At 64.1% G+C, this 19,951-nt stretch carries 21 protein-coding genes; 10 read left to right on the forward strand and 11 right to left on the reverse strand.

Annotated features, from left to right (window positions below):
* Nucleotides 1-84 precede the first annotated feature (84 nt).
* The 7 genes from QKE30_RS05025 to QKE30_RS05055 all read left to right on the forward strand — a co-directional run bounded on the left by QKE30_RS05025 (nucleotide 85) and on the right by QKE30_RS05055 (nucleotide 6,125).
* Nucleotides 85-1,053: a sugar ABC transporter substrate-binding protein gene (locus QKE30_RS05025; RefSeq protein WP_297666471.1), complete on the forward strand. Its 969-nt coding sequence runs from the start codon at nucleotides 85-87 to the stop codon at nucleotides 1,051-1,053.
* The gene (locus tag QKE30_RS05030) at nucleotides 1,050-2,045 is read left to right on the forward strand and encodes an ABC transporter permease (RefSeq protein ID WP_297666462.1); all 996 of its coding nucleotides are present in this window, start codon (nucleotides 1,050-1,052) and stop codon (nucleotides 2,043-2,045) included. Before QKE30_RS05025 ends, QKE30_RS05030 begins: the two co-directional genes overlap by 4 nt.
* Nucleotides 2,046-2,831, forward strand: coding sequence for an ATP-binding cassette domain-containing protein (locus QKE30_RS05035; protein ID WP_297666461.1), 786 nt, complete (start codon nucleotides 2,046-2,048; stop codon nucleotides 2,829-2,831).
* A 49-nt stretch (nucleotides 2,832-2,880) separates the two neighbouring features.
* The gene (locus tag QKE30_RS05040; protein WP_347934247.1) at nucleotides 2,881-3,711 is read left to right on the forward strand and encodes a hypothetical protein; all 831 of its coding nucleotides are present in this window, start codon (nucleotides 2,881-2,883) and stop codon (nucleotides 3,709-3,711) included.
* 15 nt (nucleotides 3,712-3,726) lie between these two features.
* Nucleotides 3,727-4,395 (forward strand): hypothetical protein, encoded by a 669-nt coding sequence (locus tag QKE30_RS05045; RefSeq protein WP_347934248.1) that lies wholly within the window; start codon nucleotides 3,727-3,729, stop codon nucleotides 4,393-4,395.
* A gap of 92 nt (nucleotides 4,396-4,487) precedes the next feature.
* Nucleotides 4,488-5,363, forward strand: coding sequence for a hypothetical protein (locus QKE30_RS05050; RefSeq protein ID WP_239199248.1), 876 nt, complete (start codon nucleotides 4,488-4,490; stop codon nucleotides 5,361-5,363).
* A gap of 96 nt (nucleotides 5,364-5,459) precedes the next feature.
* Entirely contained in the window at nucleotides 5,460-6,125 is a 666-nt protein-coding gene (locus QKE30_RS05055; RefSeq protein WP_347934249.1) for a hypothetical protein, read from the forward strand.
* A 3-nt stretch (nucleotides 6,126-6,128) separates the two neighbouring features.
* On the opposite strand, the gene QKE30_RS05060 is transcribed toward QKE30_RS05055, so the two are convergent.
* From QKE30_RS05060 to QKE30_RS05075, 4 genes are read right to left on the reverse strand one after another with little or no spacing between them, the layout of a single operon-like run.
* Nucleotides 6,129-7,391, reverse strand: a complete 1,263-nt coding sequence (locus QKE30_RS05060) for a hypothetical protein (protein WP_347934250.1) — start codon at nucleotides 7,389-7,391, stop codon at nucleotides 6,129-6,131.
* Nucleotides 7,392-7,430: 39 nt separating this feature from the next.
* On the reverse strand, nucleotides 7,431-7,601 hold the full coding sequence (locus QKE30_RS05065; RefSeq protein ID WP_297666455.1) for a hypothetical protein: 171 nt from the start codon (nucleotides 7,599-7,601) through the stop codon (nucleotides 7,431-7,433).
* Nucleotides 7,602-7,633: 32 nt separating this feature from the next.
* Nucleotides 7,634-8,554: a C40 family peptidase gene (locus QKE30_RS05070; protein ID WP_297666454.1), complete on the reverse strand. Its 921-nt coding sequence runs from the start codon at nucleotides 8,552-8,554 to the stop codon at nucleotides 7,634-7,636.
* Between the two features lies 1 nt (nucleotide 8,555).
* Entirely contained in the window at nucleotides 8,556-8,867 is a 312-nt protein-coding gene (locus tag QKE30_RS05075) for a hypothetical protein (RefSeq protein ID WP_239199260.1), read from the reverse strand.
* A gap of 89 nt (nucleotides 8,868-8,956) precedes the next feature.
* Here QKE30_RS05075 and upp point away from each other — a divergent pair, with 89 nt between their 5' ends.
* Nucleotides 8,957-9,595 carry a uracil phosphoribosyltransferase gene (gene upp / locus QKE30_RS05080; RefSeq protein ID WP_239199263.1) on the forward strand — a complete coding sequence of 213 codons (639 nt, stop codon included), beginning with the start codon at nucleotides 8,957-8,959 and terminating at the stop codon, nucleotides 9,593-9,595.
* On the opposite strand, the gene QKE30_RS05085 is transcribed toward upp, so the two are convergent.
* Both QKE30_RS05085 and QKE30_RS05090 read right to left on the reverse strand, forming a co-directional pair.
* Nucleotides 9,566-11,101: a phospho-sugar mutase gene (locus QKE30_RS05085; protein ID WP_347934251.1), complete on the reverse strand. Its 1,536-nt coding sequence runs from the start codon at nucleotides 11,099-11,101 to the stop codon at nucleotides 9,566-9,568. The genes upp and QKE30_RS05085 overlap by 30 nt on opposite strands.
* Nucleotides 11,098-11,910: a purine-nucleoside phosphorylase gene (locus tag QKE30_RS05090; protein ID WP_347934252.1), complete on the reverse strand. Its 813-nt coding sequence runs from the start codon at nucleotides 11,908-11,910 to the stop codon at nucleotides 11,098-11,100. The genes QKE30_RS05085 and QKE30_RS05090 overlap by 4 nt, the downstream gene beginning before the upstream one ends.
* A gap of 57 nt (nucleotides 11,911-11,967) precedes the next feature.
* Between QKE30_RS05090 and QKE30_RS05095 the strand changes: the two genes are divergently transcribed.
* On the forward strand, nucleotides 11,968-13,200 hold the full coding sequence (locus QKE30_RS05095) for an amidohydrolase (RefSeq protein WP_347934253.1): 1,233 nt from the start codon (nucleotides 11,968-11,970) through the stop codon (nucleotides 13,198-13,200).
* Here the strand turns inward: QKE30_RS05095 and QKE30_RS05100 are convergent.
* The 5 genes from QKE30_RS05100 to QKE30_RS05120 are packed head-to-tail and all read right to left on the reverse strand — an operon-like array spanning nucleotide 13,181 to nucleotide 18,681.
* Nucleotides 13,181-13,762, reverse strand: a complete 582-nt coding sequence (locus tag QKE30_RS05100; protein ID WP_347934254.1) for a DUF1707 domain-containing protein — start codon at nucleotides 13,760-13,762, stop codon at nucleotides 13,181-13,183. The genes QKE30_RS05095 and QKE30_RS05100 overlap by 20 nt on opposite strands.
* A 23-nt stretch (nucleotides 13,763-13,785) precedes the next feature.
* Nucleotides 13,786-15,372, reverse strand: a complete 1,587-nt coding sequence (gene glpK / locus QKE30_RS05105; protein ID WP_347934255.1) for a glycerol kinase GlpK — start codon at nucleotides 15,370-15,372, stop codon at nucleotides 13,786-13,788.
* Nucleotides 15,373-15,942, reverse strand: coding sequence for a hypothetical protein (locus QKE30_RS05110; protein ID WP_347934256.1), 570 nt, complete (start codon nucleotides 15,940-15,942; stop codon nucleotides 15,373-15,375).
* 22 nt (nucleotides 15,943-15,964) lie between these two features.
* Entirely contained in the window at nucleotides 15,965-17,758 is a 1,794-nt protein-coding gene (locus QKE30_RS05115; RefSeq protein WP_347934257.1) for a biotin carboxylase N-terminal domain-containing protein, read from the reverse strand.
* Between the two features lie 56 nt (nucleotides 17,759-17,814).
* Nucleotides 17,815-18,681 (reverse strand): sulfurtransferase, encoded by an 867-nt coding sequence (locus QKE30_RS05120; RefSeq protein WP_239199286.1) that lies wholly within the window; start codon nucleotides 18,679-18,681, stop codon nucleotides 17,815-17,817.
* Between the two features lie 152 nt (nucleotides 18,682-18,833).
* Between QKE30_RS05120 and QKE30_RS05125 the strand changes: the two genes are divergently transcribed.
* Nucleotides 18,834-19,898, forward strand: coding sequence for a Cj0069 family protein (locus QKE30_RS05125; RefSeq protein ID WP_347934258.1), 1,065 nt, complete (start codon nucleotides 18,834-18,836; stop codon nucleotides 19,896-19,898).
* Nucleotides 19,899-19,951 lie beyond the last annotated feature (53 nt).

Below are 19,951 nucleotides of genomic sequence, written 5' to 3' on the forward strand. Positions count from 1 at the left end.
TGGGTTTTGCCCCTGTGAACTGGCAAAATGCTCTGCATGGCGAATTCTTGGGGAATTAAGTTCAACCTCCGCCGTGCGGTGGCGATGCTGGTGATTATGTGCACTGGCGCGGTACTTGCCGCGTGCTCGGAGACCGGTGGTCGGCCGCGTGGCGGTGCGTCCGGCGACGGCGGCGGGGGAGTGGATACCCCGCGATACACCGTGGCGATGGTGAGCCACGGCGCGCCGGGCGATACCTTCTGGGATCTCGTCCGCGCAGGCGCGGAGGATGCTGCCAAGAAGAACAACCTGGAGCTCCGCTACAGCTCCTCCCCGCAGGCACCTGACCAGGCGAACCTGGTGCAGAATGCCATCGATTCCAACGTCGACGGCCTGGCCCTGACCATGCCCACCCCGGAGGCTCTGGGCCCGGCGGCGAAGCGCGCGGCGAAGGCGGACATTCCCGTGGTCGGCCTGAACTCCGGCATGGAGCACTACAAGAAGTACGACGTCAGCGCCTTCTTCGGCCAGGACGAATCCGTCGCCGGCGAGCGCGCCGGCGAGCGCCTGTCGAAGGACGGCGCCAAGAAGGTGCTGTGCGTCATCCACGAGCAGGGCAACCCTAGCCAGGAGTCCCGCTGTGCGGGCATCAAGAAGGGCCTCGGCGGCGGTTCCGTGGAGAACCTCTACGTCAACGGCATGGATCTGACCAGCGTGCAGTCCACCGTGCAGGCCAAGCTGGCGCAGCAGAAGGACATCGACTGGGTCATGGGCCTGGTCGCCCCCGTCGCGCTGACGGCCGTGCAGGCCAAGGAGCAGGCCGGTTCCAAGGCGAAGATCTCCACCTTCGACACCAACGCGGAGCTCGTCGCCGCGATCAAGAAGGGCACCATCGAGTGGGCTGTGGACCAGCAGCCCTACCTGCAGGGCTACATGGCCATCGACGCGCTCTGGCTGGCCAAGCGCAACGGCTCCACCGTGGGTGGCGGCCAGCCGGTGCTGACCGGCCCGTCGTTCGTGGATAAGTCCAACGTGGACACTATCGCGGACGCGGCCAAGGAAGGATTGCGATGAAAGCGATGAGTATCCTTAAGCGTCCCGAGTTCACCTCGGTTCTCGGCGCGGTCCTGATCTTTACACTGTTCATGATCGTCGCGCCGTCGTTCCGCTCCCTCGATGCGTTCTCCACGGTGCTGTACGCCAGCTCCACGATGGGCATCATCTCCCTGGCCGTCGGCTTGCTGATGATCGGCGACGAGTTCGACCTCTCCTCCGGCGTGGCCGTCACCACCGCCGCCCTGGCCGCCACAATGCTGAACTACAACTTCTGGCTGAACTCCTGGGTGGGCGTATTCCTCTCCCTGCTGATCGCCCTGGCCATCGGCGCCTTCAACGGAATGATGGTGATGCGCACGGGCATTCCGTCGTTCCTCATCACCCTGGCCGCGTTCCTGATGCTGCAGGGCATCAACCTGGCTGTTACGAAGCTGGTCACCGGCCAGGTCGCCACCCCGTCGATCGCCGACATGGAGGGCTTCGAATCCGCCAAGGCCGTCTTCGCCTCCTCGATCAACGTCTTCGGTGTGGAGGTTAAGACCATCGTCTTCTGGTGGCTCCTCTTCGTGGCCCTGGCCAGCGTGCTGCTGTTCAAGACGCGCTTCGGCAACTGGATCTTCGCCGTCGGCGGCGATGCCGAGGCCGCCCGCGCCACCGGTGTGCCCGTCCGCCGAGTGAAGGTGATCCTGTTCATGTTCGTCGGCTTCGCCGCCTGGTTCGTGGGCATGCACAACCTCTTCGCCTTCGATTCCATCCAGGCCGGCCAGGGTGTGGGCAACGAGTTCCTCTACATCATCGCCGCGGTCATCGGCGGCTGTGCCCTCACTGGTGGGCGCGGCACCGCCATCGGCACGGCCATCGGCGCGCTGATCTTCGGCATGACGAACCAGGGCATCGTCTACGCGGGTTGGAACCCGGATTGGTTCAAGTTCTTCCTGGGGGCCATGCTGCTGTTTGCGGTGCTCACCAACAACTCTGTCTCCAAGTTCACTTCGGGAGGTCGCAGCTAAATGTCTTCGTCTATTGACGCCACCCCGATTATCAGCCTCCGCAATGTGGACAAGGACTATGGCGATGTCCACGTGCTGAAGGACATTGACCTGGATATCTATCCGGGCAAGGTGACCTGCATCTTGGGTGACAACGGTGCGGGCAAGTCCACCCTGATCAAGATCCTCGCCGGCCGGCACAAGCACACCAGTGGCGAAGTGCTGGTCGACGGCGAGGAGGTCCACTTCAACGGCCCGAAGGATGCCCTGGATAAGGGCATCGCCACCGTCTACCAGGATTTGGCCGTGGTCGGACAGATGTCCGTGTGGCGGAACTTCTTCTTGGGCCAAGAGCTCACCGGGCGTTTCGGCCTGCTGCGTGCCGACGAGATGCGCCGCATCGCGTCCGAGGAGCTGGAGAAGATGGGAGTGCACCTGGACGATGTCGAGGTGCCCATCGCCAACCTCTCCGGTGGCCAGAGGCAGGTCGTGGCCATCGCGCGGGCTGTGTACTTCGGCGCGCGAGTGATCATTCTGGACGAGCCAACCGCAGCGTTGGGCGTCAAACAATCCGGCATGGTGTTGCGCTTCATCAAGTCCGCCGCCGAAGGTGGGGTGGGTGTGGTGCTGATTACCCACAATCCCCACCATGCGTATCTGGTGGGCAGTCACTTTGTGCTGCTGAACATGGGCGAGCAGACTCTGGACGCGGATTATTCCGAGGTCACTCTGGAGCAGCTGACGCTGGAGATGGCCGGCGGGGGCGAATTGGATTCTCTCAACCACGAGCTGCGGGATTTAAGTTAAGCTAAATGCCTGTATAACGACGTTCTAAGGATGGGAGCTGACCCAAGCCGTGGCGCATTACAACCTGTACGAGTCGCTTGGGATTGACCGGGGCACAAGTACTCAGGACATCGCAGAGGATATCGATAAGCGCCTGAGCACGGGTAACACCTCCAACCCGGGAGGGGAGGACGAGCTGCAGGTGGCGCGTCAGGTGATTGCGGATCCGACGAAGCGCGGCATGTACGATGCCCGCCTGGACGATCCGAATGCCCCCGAGATCGACATTGCCGCGCTGCGTGACCTGGGTGAGATGCAGGTGCCGGAGCAGGGGCAGGCGCAGCCCCAACAGTTCCAGCAGCCCGGTCAGCCGCAACAACCACAGCGACCACAGCAACCTAAGCAGCCGTCCAAGCTGAAGCGCGAGTTCGCCCGTTCCTCGAAGCTGGCGCTGACCGTGGCGGCTATTGTCCCCCTCCTGGCAGTCCTGGTTCTGTTCGGTGCCTACAAGGGTGTGAGCTGGTTCTTCGGCGACGAGTGCGAGGTAAAGAACCTTTCCCAGGAGTTTCTGGATCTGCGCAAGAAAGGCGAGACCCAGATGTGGATGGACGATCACGTCGGCAAGGAATTCATGTCCGATGCCTCGGATTACTTCGACCTGGACGACGGCGGATACGAGGGCATGAATAAGGAGTTTGACGCCCTCGCTCTCCAGCCCAGAGAAGTCACCAAGAGCAACGATTTCGCCCGGTTTGTCCTGACCGAGGAGAGCGTTGACCGCTACAAGGACTTCTACCTTGTCTCCGTGGAGGACAACAACGGCAAGCTGAAGGGCCTACTGTTCTTCGGCGTGGGCAATAGCGGCCCGAAGCTGCTGAACATGAATATTCTCGACCGCTAGGGGTCGGAACACCGCATGAGTAATAACAACTGGAATAACTGGAACCCCAACTATCCTGCGCAGCAGGCCCCGCAGCCGCAGCAGAATAAGACCTCTCCCTGGGTGTATTCCATCGTCGCAATCTCCGTGGTGGCGCTGCTGGTCGCGGGCGTGCTGACGGCCACGGCAGTTATGGGGAAGGACGGCGGCAATGGCGAGGAATCGCCGGTAGCGGCGGAGACGGTGGCGTCCAAAAAGAGCAGCGAGAGCCCCGCCACGACCACCGAGCGTGAAAAGACTAGCGAAGCGGAGCCAACCCCGGAGGACGAGCCAACCTCGGAGGAGCCGCGAGGCAGTGGATCTTCCAGTCCAGAATATAGGTTGAGCAGCTATGGCTGGGAGGGCAGCCCCGCGCACTGCAATGCTGACGACCAGTGGCTGTACGCAGCCTATGGCGACGGCGATTATGTCGTGGTGTGCAAGGTCGGGGAGTACGGCGACTATTACTACCGAAGCTATGTCGGTGGCCACTCGATCGAGAAGGACGTGGACATGTCCTACGCAGACCCGAGCCGCGGCAGCTACAGTGTGCCGGTCGGGGGTGGAACGCGCATCGAGATCAATCAGAAGGACCTAAAGGTCTACGAACACGGCGAGGTGGCCAGCAACGTGACGTTCGACCAATTCTTCGTTGTTGATCGATAATGCCATTCCGGTCGCTTAATCAGTAGCAAGCTGTAATAATTAGGCGAATCCTAGATAGGAATTATTCGCAGAAAAGATTGAGAGCATTCGCCATGAGCAACCAGAATCCTTATGGTCAGCCGGGACCGAACCCAGGTGGCCAGAATCCGTACTCGCAGCAGCCGAACCAGCCGCAGCCGCAACAGCAGAACCAGTTTGGCCAGCCGGGTCAGCCTGGCCAGCCAAACCAGCCGGGTCAGCCGGGGCAGGCCGGTCAGGCAATGAAGCAGGGGCTGCAGTCGCTGGCGTGGAACCAGCTGGCTGCAGGCGTGGCTGGCATCGCAGCGCTGCTGGTGCTGTTCTTCAGCTTCTTCAAGTGGGTCGGTTTAACAACCACTCTCGGTGAGGATAAGTACACCGCTGGCGTGAATGGCTGGGGCGTGCTTTCGGTGAGCGACAATGCCGATAAGCAGGATTTCGCCGAGGATTTCGGTAACACCGGCCTGGGCGTGCTCTTCATGCTCTTGACCTTGGGCCTGCTGATCGCCGCGGCCGTGATGCTGTGGCTGAAGATCCAGCCGCGCGTGGCCGTCTACCTCGGCATCGCCGGTGGCGCGGTGCATCTGATTTGGGCGATCTGGACGATCGTTGATTTCAACGGCCCCTACAAGGAGGCAAAGGACGAGCTGGAGGCAGCTCAGTCCGCCAGCAGTAATTACGGGTTCGCATCTGGCATCACCTTGGACGGCGGCCCGAAGTTCGCGGTCTTCCTGGCAATCATCATCGCCCTGACGATCATCGCGCTCGGCGTGCTGGCGATCGTGAAGTTCGGCCCCCAGCTGAACGTTCCGGGGAACAACCAGCCGAACCAGTTCGGCCAGCCGGGTAACCCGCAGGGCCAGTTCGGCCAGCCACAGAACCAGCCGAATCAGCAGGGTCAGTTCGGCCAGCCAGGTAACCAGAACCCGTTTAACCAGCCGGGGCAGTAAGGACCTTTTTCTACATCGCAAGAGAGCTCGTCATGGTAAGCCCAGACGAGCTCTTTTGTTAGTAGCTGCCCGTGAATGACCGGAAGTGATTGATCCATGAACAATCCCAATCCCTACGGCGCGATGGGTGGAAACCCTCAGTTTGGATACGGATACCGTCCGCAACCAAACCCGTCGTATGGCTCCCGTCCCAGCACATGGATGCTGCTCGTCTCCGGCGGCGCCACAGCTTTAGCCTTGCTTATGTTCACTGCGAGCTTTCTCGAATGGACGGAGCTGACGTTTAATTACGATGAAGGGATTATGAGGCTAAATGTGAACGGCTGGGGCAGGGTGGTCGTCACAGGCGCTCCGGAGGGTGCTGACGTTGTTGATTCGAAGCTCAGCAGTGCCGGAGTCGGCGTACCAGCCAATGTCGCAGCCCTGTCGCTACTGATTGTGGGTGCCGTCATGTTGTGGCAGGCGGTGAAGCCGCGTGTGGCCTCTTCCATGTTTATCGGCGCGGGTCTGGTGGGTCTAGGCTGGGCGATCTGGTCGATCATGAAGATCCAGCGAGCATTGAAGGCCATGGAGAGGGAAGAGGGTGCTCGACTGCGGGAAGAAGGCCTGGTTTTCGAGGAGGTCTTCCAAGGGAGTGCAGAAATCGGCGTTTATTTTGCAATCGCCCTTTCGTTGGCGGCCGTCTCTCTTGGTGTATTTGCGCTTTTCAAATACAACAGCCAGGCGAAGATGCCCTGGGGCTGGCCAGGGCCAGCCATCTAATTTCTAGAAGCGCGTGAAGCGCTTAATCAGGCCCTCCTCCAGGGCCTTCCAGCCCTTCGCCTCCTCGTCGAAGGGGGCGGACGGCTGAGCGTCCGACGGGGAGCCCAGCATGTAAGCCAGGTAGTTCTGCAGCTTCGGGTAGCTCAGCAGGATCTTGTTCACGCCGTCGTCGCCCGCCCAGTCTGCGGCGTCCGCCAGCAGCTCGTAGGCGCGACCCAGCTGGTCGGAATCCACGGCATCGAGGGATTCCGAAATGTCATCGTGCAGGCCAGCGAAGGAGTACTGGTTCGAGTCGTGCACCGTGACCTCCAGCTCACCGGCGTTGGCGGCGCTGACCAGGTCGCCCCAAGTATCCAGCTCTTCGAGGTCGTGATCGTGGGCGTCAATAATCCAGCGCACGAGGGCACGAGAGTTCGGGAAGGTGTTGATCTCCCCGTGGCGGCCGAGGAAGCGCGGCTTGTCGCCGACGTAGCAGCGCAAGGTGTAGACGTACTGGCCGTTCAGGCTGATGCGGATCGGATCGATGCCGGCGTCAGCCCAGATGGTCTTGTCATAAGGATCGACGTCCTTGCCCTCGGTGGCTTTGGCCGCAGCCGCCGCCTCGGCCTCCTTTTCTTTTTGACGCTTCTCGCGGGCCTCCTGGGCTTCGTCGATGCGCTTCTGTGCGTCCTTCACCTTCTCTTCGTCGACCTCTGGCTCGGTCAGGTGCACCTCGACGTCATCGAGCATGCCCTTCCACCGATCCAGCACGGTGCGGCCAACGCCCGACCACTCTTCCAGACCGTTCTGCGACTGGTAGTGGTCTGGGCCGCGGCGCACGTTATCCAGGATGGAATAGGAGTGGAACCAATTGTTCACGCTCTTTAGCCCCAGCACGTTGCCCATGGAACGCAGCAGATCGAAACCGCGGGCGACCGCGGAGGTGGATTCATAGCCCGGGCGCTGAGCCAGCTTGCGGGGCACATCGATCAGGCTGATCTTGCCGGTGCGGGTGGGCACCACGTTGGTGACCAAGTCGGATTTGAACTGCGCCCACTTGGGGTGCTCGGCCAGCTCGTTGCGGCCGCCGTCCTCGAGGAAAGCCAGGAGCTTGGCGGGGGAGTCGAAGACGAAAAGATCGTCGTCATCGCCCAGGAAGCCCTGCCAGCGCTCACCCTTGACCAGCCAGTTCGGGGCCCACAGGGTGTACCAGGTGCCGCTGGTGATCTCTAACTCCACGGCGACGATGCCGTTGCCGAATGTCCTCAAGCCATTTTCTGCTGCCATGGCTGGCATTCTACTAGGTCGGTCTGGCTACGTCGGTGTTTAGTCCTGCATCTGGTCGGCCCGCCGGTTGCGCAGCTCCGCCGTGAGCACCGCGGGCACGGTTTCCGGCATTTCGCCCAGGAACTGAGCGGCCAGATACTCGCGCGGCGGAGGAGTGCTCACGATGCGCGCCAACCCGCTGCCGTGGGATCGTCCGTTGATGAGTGGCATGTTTTTCTCCTCTAAGTCCTTTGCCTATTTACCTACGCCGCCGTCGGCCGGTAGAAGCCCTTGAAGGGCATGCCGATGTTTTCCTGCCTGATGGGGCTGATCTGCACCGGATCGCCGGCCTCGATCATGTTCCCGCCGTCGACGATCATCGCCACGTGCCCGTCCCACACCGCCAGGTCGCCCGCCTGAACTTCCGCGCGCGGGATCTGCGGCCCGACCGCCTGCGCGCTCGCCGTGCGGGGCAGATCCACCCCGGCCTGCTGGTAGGCCCACTGCACCAGGCCGCTGCAATCCAGCCCCTTGCCCGGCACCGTCCCGCCCCACTGATACGGGGTGCCCAGGGCCGTCTTCGCCGCGGCTACCGCCTTGTGTGCCTGGTCCGTCGGTGCGCCCGGCGCGCTGTTGTTATCTGGTGACGCCGGCGCCGCGACCTCTGCCGTATCCGGATTCCTGGCGGGCAACCGCTCGGGAATCTGCTCCTTCTTCACCTGCTGCACGTCCAGGGTCAGCCCGCGCAGCTCCTCCTCCAGAGTGTGCACGCGACCTTCCGCCCGCCCGACGTGTCGCACGACCACCGGCATCGCCGCGCCGAGGCCATTCAACAGTCCCAGCGGGCCCGCCATGCCGCTGGTGGCCACCGCCTGGCCGACTTCCCGCACGCAGTCGTCGAAGATGACGCTCAAATCCCCGATTGCCTGTTCTACGGCCTGGGCTGCCTGTCCCGCCAGCTTGTCCAGTGCGCCGCCTGCACCTAAGGCCTGGGAAACGACCTTGGCAACCGAGTCCAGAGAACCGTGGACGTTATCGCCCGCCCGTCCCTGCAGGGCGGAGGCCGCCAGATCCCCCAGATCTTGCAGGCCCCTTACCCCAGAGACGCTGGCGCTGAGGCCCGGACTAAAGGGCGAGGGGATCGCCGCGGCCAGTGGGGCCACGAGGCTCGCTATGTCTAGCACCTCAGACCTCCCTCAACCCGCTGAAGGCGTGGGAGTATTCGCCCTCGTGTCCGTCTAGTCCGCGGTGAACGCTCCCCAGCGCAAACGTGGCGTCATTAAAGTAGCTTTCCGCATCCCGCAACAACCCATCGTGGGCGTCCCGCGCCGTCGACAGCGCCCGCAAAAAATCCTTAAGCGCCGGCGGCGCCACCATGCCCACGGCGCCGTGCAGTGGCGCGACCTTTCCCTGCAGCGCGGTACTCACATCCTGCGTGCGCCCCTTTAGCCGCTCCACCAGTTCCGAATCGGCCGTTAACGCATCCCCTGAAAGCATGAAACCCCTCCCCAAAAACACTCTGCAGCTTCTTTAGACTCCGCCTCGGCGCAAAAGGTTCACTTGCGGATCAACTAGAGTGGGGAACCATGGAAATTCAGGTGGTTAATCATCCGCTCGTCGCCTCCCGGCTCAGCATCATGCGCGACAAGAACAGCGACAACGCACAGTTCCGCGCCGCTTTGTCCGACCTGGGGGCCATGCTGATCTACGAGGCCTCGGCGGACCTGGCGGTCGAACACTTCGAGCTCGAAACCCCCGTCGCCACCACCACGGGCACGCGGCTGGAAAAGCCCCCGATCATCGTGCCCGTCATCCGCGCAGGCCTGGGCATGATCGATCCGGCGCTGTCCATGGTCCCCGACGCACAAGTCGGCTTCATCGGCATGGCCCGCGACGAAACCACCCACGAGCCCGTGCCCTACCTGGAGGCGCTGCCGGACGACCTCAGCGACCAGCCGGTGTTCCTGGTCGACCCGATGCTGGCCACCGGCGGCTCGCTGCTGCACGCCATCCGCCTGCTGGAGGATCGCGGCGCCAACGACATCACCTGCGTGTGCATGGTCTCCGCCCAGCCGGGTGTAGATGCGCTGGTGGAGGCCAACGTAAGCGTGCACCGGCTCTTCACGGCCACCATCGACCCCAGCCTGAACGAGGAGGCGTACATCGTCCCCGGCCTGGGCGATGCCGGCGACCGCCTATACGGCCCCCGAAACATCGACCTTTAGGCGCTCCAGCAGCGCCTCCACAGCCTGCGCATCCGCCCCTGGCTCCGCGCTGACCTCCAGGTAGAACTTCGCCTTCGGCTCGGTGCCGGACGCGCGGGCGACCACGCGCAGTCCCATGTCCCCGGAAGTGCCCACCAGTCGCACGCCGTCGGTGCGGTTGCCCGCGGAATCCTCGATCGGCCCGGCCTGCATGGCCGCACCCGCGATCTCGGCCGGTGGGTTCTCCGCCCAGCGCGCGATCAACTCTTGTGCTTGTTCCGCACTGTCGAAACGGGCGCTGACCTGCGCGGTCCGGAACACTCCATAGGTTGCCTCGATGTCGTCCAGCTCGGCGGCCAGATCCGTTTCGGCCGCCCACGCTGCCGCAATCAGTGCCGTCGCAATGCCGTCCTTATCCGCCACGATGTGCGGCGCGGGCGCGGTGCCGATCGCCTCCTCGTAGGCAAAGGCCAGCTCGCCGGGCCGCCCGTCGGCAGCGCGCGCCAGGTTCTTAAACCCAGTCAGCGTCTCCACGTAGTCCCAACCCTCGGCGCGCGCCATGCGCCCCAGCAGCTGCGAACTGACCACCGTTGTCGCCACTACAGGCTTGTTCTTTGTGGACGCCCCCACGCCCGCCAGCACCCGGCGCGCCAGTAAGGGCCCGGTCTCGTCCCCGCGCAGCATGTGGTACTCGCCATCCGCGCGCTTCAGCCCCAGCATGCAGCGATCCGCATCCGGATCCAGCGCGATCAGCAGGTCCGCGTCGATGGCGCGGGCTTCCTCCAGCAGCGCGTCGGTGGCGTCCGGTTCCTCTGGGTTGGGGAAGTCCACTGTCGGGAACGTCGGGTCCGGCCAGCGCTGCGAGGCCACCGCGTGCACGTTGCCGAAGCCGTTCTCGCGCAAGGCCCACTCCAGGGCGTTGCCGCCTACGCCGTGCATGGGGGTGTAGAGGATCTTCAGCTTCCGCCGCGGCGCCAGCTCCGCCTGGCGGCCGGTGGCCACCAGGGTGCCCAGCTCGGTGACGTAGCCGGAGACCACGGACAGGTCTACAGACTTCGCCTCGGAACGGGGGATCTTCGCCGCGTCGGTAAGCTGGGCGGCAATGTGTTCCTCGATCTGCCGGTCGGCGGGGGAGACGAGCTGTGCGCCGCCGTCCAGGTACAGCTTGTAGCCGTTGTCCTGCGCCGGGTTGTGCGAGGCGGTGATTTGCACGCCCACGTCCATGCGCCGGGAGCGCACCAGCCACGCCAACACTGGGGTGGGGGAGGGTTCCGCGATGAGGGTCACGTCGAAGCCTGCACCCGCGAAAGTTTCCGCCGTGGCGCGGGCTAGGGCGTGGGAGGCGTAGCGGGCGTCATAGCCCACAGCCGCACGAAAAACCCCGTCGGCGCGCAAGGGGCGTTTCCGTTCCTTGAGCCACGCAGCTACACCGGCCGTGGCGCGGGTGGCGGTGCTGACGTTCATCTCGTCTGGCCCGGGGCCGATTTTGGCGCGTAGGCCGGCGGTGCCGAACTTCAACTGGCTCATAGGTTGTTCACCAGCTCGCCGAGCAGCTTGCCCATGTCGTTGGCGGCTTCCTTGCCCGCCTGCAGAACCTCCTCGTGGTTCAGAGCCTCGCCGGTAACCCCCGCCGCCAGGTTTGTGACCAGCGAAATTCCCAGCACGTCCACGTTCGCCTCGCGCGCGGCGATCGTCTCGTAGACCGTGGACATGCCCACCAGGCCTGCGCCCAGGGTGCGCAGCATGTGGATCTCCGCCGGGGTTTCGTACTGCGGTCCGGGCATCATCGCGTACACGGCCTCGCGCATGCCGGGGCGCAGCTTCTGCACCTTGGCGCGCAGCTCGGGGCTGTAGGCATCCACCAGGTTCACGAAGTTCGCGCCCGTCAGGGGTGTCTTGGCGGTGAAGTTGATGTGATCGGCGATCAGCACCGGCTCTCCGACGCTCATGCCCTCGGTCAGGCCGCCTGCGGCGTTGGTCAGCACGATGGTCTGCACGCCCGCGGCCGCTGCGGTGCGGACCGCATGGGCGGTGCGCCACAGCTCGTGGCCCTCGTAGGCGTGGGTGCGGCCCAGCAGCACCAGCACGTTGCGGCCGCCGATGCGGGCGCTGCGCACAGTGCCACCGTGCCCTTGTGCGGTGGGAGCCAGGAAGCCCGGCAGCTCCGACATCGGGAACTCCTGCAGGTCTTCCGCGCCTTCGCACAGCACGTCGGCGGCGGGGCGCCACCCCGAGCCGAGCACCACGGCACAGTCGTAGGAATCGAGGCCCGTGCGCTCCTTCAGCGCCGCCGCGGCCTCTGCGGCCAATTCATAGGGATTTGGGGAAGCAGTCATGCCAACCAAGAATACCGCAGGCGCTAGACTAGACAGGTCAGTAAAAGTGAGAGGGACGTGAGTATTCAAGTGCAAGACGGCACACAGGAACGCGCGCAGGAAAGCAGCACCCATTCCGTCGCCCAGTTTGTGCAGAACTGGACGCGGGACAACGCACAGCGGGTCATCGACTGGCGCCGTCACCTGCACCGCAACCCCGAGCTGTCGCACATGGAGACGGAGACCACCCGCTTCCTCGCCGCCGAACTCGAGCGCGCCGGACTGCAGCCCGTGGCCCTGCCCTCCACGGGTCTGATCGCCGACATCGGCCCCGTCGGCGCGCCCCGCATCGCCTTCCGCGGTGACATCGACGCGCTGCCGTTGCAGGAGGTCACGGGCCTGGATTACGCCTCCGAGGCACCGGGGGTAATGCATGCCTGCGGTCACGACATCCACACCACGATCGTGCTGGGGCTGGCCGTCGCCCTTGCCGATTTTGTTGACGCCCACGGGGAGGATGCCCTGGGGGTTCAGGTTCGCTTTATCTTCCAGCCCGCCGAGGAAGTCATGGACGGCGGCGCGGTGGACGTTATCGAAGCCGGCGCACTTCATGGCGTGTCCCGCATCTTCGCCGTCCACTGCGAGCCGAAGCTGCGCACCGGCGAGATCGGCGTGCGCACCGGTGCGATCACCTCCGCCAGCGACGTGGTGGAGATCATCCTGCGCGGCCATGGCGGCCACACCTCCCGTCCGCACCTGGCGGCGGATCTGGTGTACACCGCAGGCCTTATCGCCTCGCAGCTGCCGGGCCTGCTGTCCCGCACCGTGGATCCGCGCACCGGCACGGTGCTGACCTTCGGCGCGATCAACGGCGGCTCCACGTTCAATGCAATTCCGCAGGAGGTCCGCCTGCTCGGTACCTTCCGCACCGCGGAGGTTGGAGTGTGGCGTCGTGGCGAAGAAACCTTGCGAGAACTCCTAGAGCACCTGGTGGCACCCACCGGGGCCGAGCTCGAGCTGCGCTACACCAAGGGCGTGCCGCCGGTGATGAATGACGACGTCTCCACCGCCGCGCTCGCGCAGGCCGTGAAGGACGTTGATCCGAACGCGCTGAAGGAGGCCCCGCAATCCACCGGCGGCGAGGACTTCAGCTGGTACCTGGAGCACGTCCCGGGCTCCATGGCGCGCCTGGGCGCGTGGACTGGCAAGGGGGAGCGCCCCGACCTGCACCAGCCGGACATCGTGTTCGATGAACGCGCCCTCGGTATCGGCATCCGCCTGTTCGCCGGGGTTATTGACCAGTTCCGTTAAGGCGCTTCTGCGCGAACTTCATCGCGCTGCTGGTCAGCTGGTGGGTGCGCTGCTTGCGCTCGAACTTCCACTGCGCCTGCTGCGCGCGTTGCTGCATCTTCAGCTCCCGGAAGCGCTGGCGCTCCAACTGTGCCGGGCTGGGCTCGTACCAGGCCCTAGGGCCGACCTTCATGATGTAGAGCAGCACGAAGACCAGCGGGATCAGTAGCAATAGGATGGCGGAGTTCGCCCACACGCTATTGACGAGCATGGCTAGGGCGCTGCTGCCGATCACGGTGCTGAGCAGCAGTCCCAGGCGCATGTTCCGGCCGCTGCGGTACAGGCGGTCGATCTCGCGGGCGGAGTAGTAGGGGACCAGCTCCCGGGAGGCCTCCAGCTTGGGGAGGTCGGAAAAGATCTTTTCAAGTTCACCTTCGGACACTGCGGCGGTGGCCTGCTGCACGCGCTCCTCGTACTCGGTCATGGTGAGCCGACCGTCGGCAAAGTGCTCGCCGAGCGCGCTGATAGCGTCGCTACGGTCGACATCGGAGATGCGGATTTCACGGCGGGACGGTTCGTTCATACCTCTACGGTAGCAGTGGACGCCTAATCGTCGGTCCAACCGAACGTCCGTTCAACGGCGCGCTTCCACTTGTCGTAAGCGATCTTGCGCTCCTGCGGGTCGCCCTTGGGGAAGTAGGTCTTTTCCTCCTGCCAGAGGGAAACCAGCTCGTCGAGGTCCCGGTAGAAGCCCACGGCCAGCCCGGCGGCGTAGGCCGCCCCGAGGGCGGTGGTCTCCGAGACCTCCGGCACCGTCACCGGCACCTCCAGCTGGTCGGCCTGGAACTGCATCAGCAGCGAGTTGACCACCATGCCACCGTCGACGCGCAGGTTCTTCAGATCCACCTGCGAGTCCGCGTTCATGGCCTCGACGACCTCGCGGGTCTGGAAGGCCGTGGCCTCCAGTGCGGCCCGGGCGATGTGCGCCTTCGTCACGTAGCGGGTCAGCCCCGCGATGATGCCACGTGCCTCGGGGCGCCAGTGCGGCGCCAGCAGCCCGCTGAAGGCCGGCACGATGTAGCAACCGCCGTTATCGTCCACGCTGCGAGCCAGCGGCTCGATGTCGTCGGCGGTATCGAAGAACCCCAGGTTGTCGCGTAGCCACTGCACCAGGGAGCCGGTGACGGCGATGGAGCCCTCCAGCGCGTACACGGCGGGCTGGTTGCCCAGCCGGTAGGCGACGGTGGTGATCAGCCCGTGCTCGGACCACTGCGGCTCGGTGCCGGTGTTCATCAGCAGGAAGTTGCCAGTGCCGTAGGTGTTCTTCGCCTCGCCCTGGTTAAAGCACACCTGGCCGAAGGCTGCGGCCTGCTGGTCGCCCAGGATGCCCGCGATCGGCACGCCTTGCACCGGCCCGCTGCGGCGGACCTTCCCGACGACCTCGGAGGAGCTGACGATCTCCGGCAGCATGGATTCAGGCACGCCGAACAGCTCGCACAGCTCCGGGTCCCACGTCTGCGTTCGCAGATCCATCAACATGGTGCGCGAGGCATTGGTGACGTCCGTGACGTGCCGGGCATGGTCGCTGCGCCCCGCCTTGGACTTCTTGTGCGAGCGGCGGGTGAGCTCCCAGATCAGCCACGAGTCGATGGTGCCGAAGGCCAACTCCCCGCGCTCCGCCTTCTCGCGGGCGCCGTCGACGTTGTCCAGGATCCACTGGATTTTCGGCCCGGCGAAGTAGGTGGAGGCGTTCAGGCCGGTGCGCTCGAAGATCATGGTCTTCTGCTCCTCGCTCAAGGAGCTCACGATCTTGTCGGTGCGTGTGTCCTGCCACACGATGGCGTTGTAGATGGGCTTGCCGGTGGCGCGGTCCCACACGACGGTGGTTTCGCGCTGGTTGGTGATGCCCACCGCTGCGAACTCCTCCACCGGAATGTCGTGAGAGGCCGCCGCGTCCGCCATCACGCGCCGGGTGTTGCGCCGGATCTCCTCCGGGTCGTGCTCCACCCAGCCGGGGCGGGGGAAGATCTGCTGGTGCTCCATGTGGCTGGAGCTGATGATCTTGCCGTGCGCATCAAAAATGATGCAGCGGGTAGACGTGGTCCCCTGGTCAAGCGCCAATACGTAGCCCCGCTTGGAGCTTTTCCACTTAGCCAAGGTCCCGGTCAGCTGGTTCGTAAGGTTTTCTACCACTCAGTCCTCTGTGTCCTCTGCGTCCGCTGTGTCGTCTGCATCATCAGCGCCCCGCTTACGCTGGTTCGCAAACGCCGCCAGAATCAGAATCGCCACGCCTGCAGCGCCGCACAGCATCGTCACCCATCGCAGTGCCTGCAGGGTGCCAGAGGAGTACTTGGAGATGTAGATGCTGCCCTGGTCGCAGGTGTACTTGGCGCCCTCGATGTCCTCGGTGAACTTGATCGAGGTGTACACGCCCTTGTTCTTCGTCAGCGGCAGGGAGACATCGGAGATCTCCAAGTCATCCTGGCTGAACTTCAGATCCGCGGCCTCGATGCGGTCGACGAGCTGCTTGCCCTCGCTGTCCACTAGGGCGCATTCCTTCGCGGTCAGGGCGTCTTCATCGGCCAGCAGGTAGTACTCCTTGCCGGCCTGTACGTCGTAGCCCTTGCCGAAGTCCTTCACACCCACCAGCGAAACGATAGCGGTGATCACGGCGACGATCAGCAGCCCAAGGCCGAGGAAGATCATGCCCTTCGGCGTCTTCCTTTCGAAGCTGTTGGCCTGCTCGGTGGTGGTTTCAGTCATGGGGGTGGGCTTCCTGTCTCGTCTATTCGTTCTCAGTAGAGCTGTCGTCCTTCAGCTCCATGAGTGCCTGGTTCTTTGTGACGCCATCGCCGCCTCCGACGCTCAAGGACTGCACTACACCGGACTTGTGCGCCTTGACGGCGTTCTCCATCTTCATCGCCTCAAGTACCAGCAGAACGTCGCCCTCGGCCACTTCGTCGCCTTCCGCGACCTCCACCTTGATCACGGTGCCCTGCATCGGGGCGGCCACCGTGTCGCCGGTGATGGCGATGTCCGCGGCATTCGCGCGGCGCTTCTTAGCGCGGCTCACCGAGCCACGACCCGCCAGGATCTCGCCCGGCACCAGCACCTCCACGCGGCGCCCATCGACCTCCACGACCAGCTTCTCCTTCGGCAGCTCGCCTTCGGCGGCGGCTGCGAGCGGCTCCTCGTAGGCGGGTAGCTGGTTGTCCCATTCCTCTTCGATCCACCGGGTGTACACGCGGTAGTTGCCGTCCTCGGCGACGAAGGCCGGGTCGGTCAGCGCGGCCTGGTGGAAGGGGATCACGGTCGGGATGCCCTCGACCTCGTATTCTTCAAGGGCCCGCAGGGAACGCTGGATTGCCTCGGTGCGGTCGGCGCCGGTGACGATGAGCTTGGCCAGCATGGAGTCGAACTGCCCGCCGACCACCGCGCCGGTTTCGATGCCGGAGTCCATGCGCACGCCGGGGCCGGCGGGCTCACGGTAGGTCTGGATGCGGCCCGGGGCCGGCATGAAGTTGTTCGTCGGGTCCTCGCCGTTGATGCGGAACTCGATGGAGTGGCCGACGATCTCCGGATCCTCGGTGCGGGACAGCTCCTCGCCGCGGGCGATGCGGAACTGCTCGCGCACCAGATCCCAGCCGGTGACCTGCTCGGTGACGGGGTGCTCCACCTGCAGGCGAGTATTGACCTCTAGGAAGCTGATCAGCCCGTCGGAGCCCACCAGGTACTCCACCGTGCCCGCGCCGTAGTAGCCGGCCTCGCGGCAGATGGCCTTGGCGGAGGAGTAGATGCGCTCGTTCTGCTCGTCGCTCAAGAACGGCGCGGGGGCCTCCTCGATGAGCTTCTGGAAGCGCCGCTGGGCGGAGCAATCGCGGGTGGAGGCGACCACAACGTTGCCGTGCTTATCGGCCACGACCTGCGCCTCGACGTGGCGGGCGCGGTCCAGGTAGCGCTCCACGAAGCACTCGCCGCGGCCGAAGGCGGTGATGGCCTCGCGGGTTGCGGACTCAAAGAGGTCCGGAATTTCGTCCATCGTGTAGGCGACCTTCATGCCGCGCCCGCCACCGCCGAAGGCGGCCTTAATGGCGATCGGAAGTCCGTGGCGCTCCGCAAAGGCGGTGACCTCTGCAGCATCCGCGACAGGCTCCTTAGTGCCCGGAGTCATAGGGGCGTCAACACTAAGAGCAATGTTTCGCGCAGTGACCTTATCGCCGAGCTTGCGAATGGCCTCCGGCGGCGGGCCGATCCAGTTCAATCCCGCATCCACGACGGCCTGGGCGAAGTCCGCGTTCTCGGAAAGGAAGCCGTAGCCAGGGTGGATCGCGTCGGCGCCGGACTTAGCGGCGGCGGCGATGATCTTCTCGATGTCCAGGTAGGTCTCCGCCGAGGTCTGGCCACCGAGGGCCAGCGCTTCGTCAGCCATGCGCACGAAGGGTGCCTCTGCATCCGGATCCGCGTACACAGCGACGGTAGCGATGCCCTCGTCGCGCGCAGCCCGGATGACGCGCACTGCGATCTCGCCACGGTTGGCGATCAGTACCTTCGTCAGGTCAGCGGCGGTGCTGGAAGTCACGGGCAATCCTTTCGGGTTACTAGTTAGGTGTTAGTTAATGAGGCTACACGCCCCGGTTAGGCACGTTCGATGGGCACGCGCATCATGTTTCCCCATTCAATCCACGAGCCATCGTAAACCCGCACGTTTTCCCACCCCAGGAGGAAGCGCAGCACGAACCACTCGAGCGCGGCCCGGGCACCGTTGTTGCAATAAACAACGGTCTCACGGTGAGGGTCCAACTCCAGTTCGGCATGAATGGCCTCGATGGCTTCGGCGGGGCGGAAGCGCGAGTTGGCCAGCAGTGAGGAGTCGGCGCGCAGGTTCTTGGCCCCCGGCACGTGCCCGTTGCGGCGGATAGGGTAGCCGGGCAGGGTTACTTCGCCGGTGTACTCCTCGGCATTGCGCAGGTCGATCACCTGGGTGCCGTCGAACTTCGTGCGCAGCTCGTCGACGAAGATGCGGTGGGTGTGGTCGTTTCGGTGGGAGGGCACCGAGTAGGTGGGGCGCGGAGAAACGTCATCAACGGCATAGGAAATCTCGCGTTCCTCTTGCATCCAGGCGTCTCGCCCGCCGTCCAGGATCCGCACATCCGGGTGGCCGAAAAGCTCGAAGACCCATAGCGCGTACACGGCCCACAGGTTGGCGTGGTCGCCGTAGAACACCACCGTGTCCTCCCGGGAGATGCCCAGGCGCCCCATGAGTTCCTCGAACTCCTTTGGCCCGATAAGGTCGCGCCACACCGGATCCGAGAGGTCTTCGTACCACTTCAGGCGTACGGCAGAGGGAATGTGACCAATATCGTATAAAAGCGAATCTGCGTCCACCTCGACGACCTTGAGGCCGGGAGTCCCCAGTTTTGCGCCGAGCCAAGCGTTCGTGACCAGCTTGTTTGGTTGTGCGTACTGCTTGAGCTGAGGGCTGGGGTCGAATTCGATTCCCATGAAACACCTGCCTTTCGATCGATTGAGAGTCTAGCGCCTTCTTGCCAGCCTTTCTCACACTGCCGCCCGGGCTGGCTGGCCATAGAATTAAAGGTGTTGGCTAAACGTGGCCACATGCACTGCATTTTTTACTTCCAGAGCTAGGGGAAACCGTGCACAAGAACATTGTTGTCTTTGAGGTTCAGGGCGGAAACGACAAGGGTGAGGACGGCCACCGCCGCGACACCATGCCCATCGTCGAGGCCATCCGCGAGAAGGGCTGGGGCGCCGAGGTTGTCTACTTCGACCCGGAGAAGGCCAGCGAGATCTACGAAGACGTTGCCGCTAAGTACGACGCTTACATCTCCCGCGTCAACCCGGGCCACATCCCCGGCGGCGAAAAGGGCTACTTCGACATGCTGACCAAGCTGACCGAGGAGGCCGGCCTGGTGGGCATGTCCACTCCGGCTGAGATGATGGCCTACGGCGCGAAGGATGCGCTGGTGAAGCTGAACGACACCGACCTGGTGCCGGACGACACCGCCGCCTACTACGACGTCGACTCCTTCCACAAGACCTTCCCCACCTCCCTGTCCTACGGTGAGCGCGTGCTGAAGCAGAACCGCGGCTCCACCGGCTCCGGTATTTGGCGCGTGCAGCTGGAAGATAAGCAGCTGGCCGAGTCCATCGAGCCGGGCACGGCTCTGCCCCTGGATGCGAAGTTGAAGTGCACCGAGGCAGTCGACAACCACACGGAGGTCCGCGAGCTGGGCGAGTTCATGGACTTCTGCGACCAGTACATCGTCGGCGACAACGGCATGCTGGTGGACATGCGCTTCATGCCGCGCATTGTCGAGGGTGAGATTCGCATTCTGCTGGTCGGCCCGCACCCGGTGTTCGTGGTTCACAAGAAGCCGGCCGAGGGCGGCGACGCGTTCTCCGCAACCCTGTTCTCCGGTGCGAAGTACACCTACCAGAAGCCGGAGGAGTGGCAGGACCTGGTGGACATGTTCGCCGAGGCCCGCCCAGTCATCGCCGAGAAGCTGGGTGGCGACAACATCCCGCTGATCTGGACCGCCGACTTCATGCTGGCCGATGACGACGAGACGGGCGAGGACACCTACGTCCTGGGTGAGATCAACTGCTCCTGCGTGGGCTTCACCTCTGAGCTGGATATGGGCATCCAGCAGCTGGTTGCCGAGGAGGCCATTAAGCGTGTGGAGGAAAAGCACGATTAAGCGCACTAGCGCAACACTGCCGTTTCGGCGTCAAAAAATATTTGTTTAACTAC

The organism is Corynebacterium sp. c24Ua_83 (assembly GCF_039907245.1).
In the GTDB taxonomy this organism is placed as follows: domain Bacteria; phylum Actinomycetota; class Actinomycetes; order Mycobacteriales; family Mycobacteriaceae; genus Corynebacterium.

What these genes read in the sequence shown, in the direction of transcription:
- QKE30_RS05090 (WP_347934252.1), bottom strand. Translation starts at nt 11,910, where the DNA reads ATGACTGCTTCCCCAAATCCCTATGAATTGGCCGCAGAGGCCGCGGCG.
- QKE30_RS05030 (WP_297666462.1), top strand. Translation starts at nt 1,050, where the DNA reads ATGAAAGCGATGAGTATCCTTAAGCGTCCCGAGTTCACCTCGGTTCTC.
- QKE30_RS05025 (WP_297666471.1), top strand. Translation starts at nt 85, where the DNA reads ATGCTGGTGATTATGTGCACTGGCGCGGTACTTGCCGCGTGCTCGGAG.
- QKE30_RS05035 (WP_297666461.1), top strand. Translation starts at nt 2,046, where the DNA reads ATGTCTTCGTCTATTGACGCCACCCCGATTATCAGCCTCCGCAATGTG.
- QKE30_RS05065 (WP_297666455.1), bottom strand. Translation starts at nt 7,601, where the DNA reads ATGCCACTCATCAACGGACGATCCCACGGCAGCGGGTTGGCGCGCATC.
- QKE30_RS05100 (WP_347934254.1), bottom strand. Translation starts at nt 13,762, where the DNA reads ATGAACGAACCGTCCCGCCGTGAAATCCGCATCTCCGATGTCGACCGT.
- QKE30_RS05110 (WP_347934256.1), bottom strand. Translation starts at nt 15,942, where the DNA reads ATGACTGAAACCACCACCGAGCAGGCCAACAGCTTCGAAAGGAAGACG.
- QKE30_RS05085 (WP_347934251.1), bottom strand. Translation starts at nt 11,101, where the DNA reads ATGAGCCAGTTGAAGTTCGGCACCGCCGGCCTACGCGCCAAAATCGGC.
- QKE30_RS05055 (WP_347934249.1), top strand. Translation starts at nt 5,460, where the DNA reads ATGAACAATCCCAATCCCTACGGCGCGATGGGTGGAAACCCTCAGTTT.
- QKE30_RS05120 (WP_239199286.1), bottom strand. Translation starts at nt 18,681, where the DNA reads ATGGGAATCGAATTCGACCCCAGCCCTCAGCTCAAGCAGTACGCACAA.
- upp (WP_239199263.1), top strand. Translation starts at nt 8,957, where the DNA reads ATGGAAATTCAGGTGGTTAATCATCCGCTCGTCGCCTCCCGGCTCAGC.
- QKE30_RS05050 (WP_239199248.1), top strand. Translation starts at nt 4,488, where the DNA reads ATGAGCAACCAGAATCCTTATGGTCAGCCGGGACCGAACCCAGGTGGC.
- QKE30_RS05060 (WP_347934250.1), bottom strand. Translation starts at nt 7,391, where the DNA reads ATGGCAGCAGAAAATGGCTTGAGGACATTCGGCAACGGCATCGTCGCC.
- QKE30_RS05045 (WP_347934248.1), top strand. Translation starts at nt 3,727, where the DNA reads ATGAGTAATAACAACTGGAATAACTGGAACCCCAACTATCCTGCGCAG.
- QKE30_RS05075 (WP_239199260.1), bottom strand. Translation starts at nt 8,867, where the DNA reads ATGCTTTCAGGGGATGCGTTAACGGCCGATTCGGAACTGGTGGAGCGG.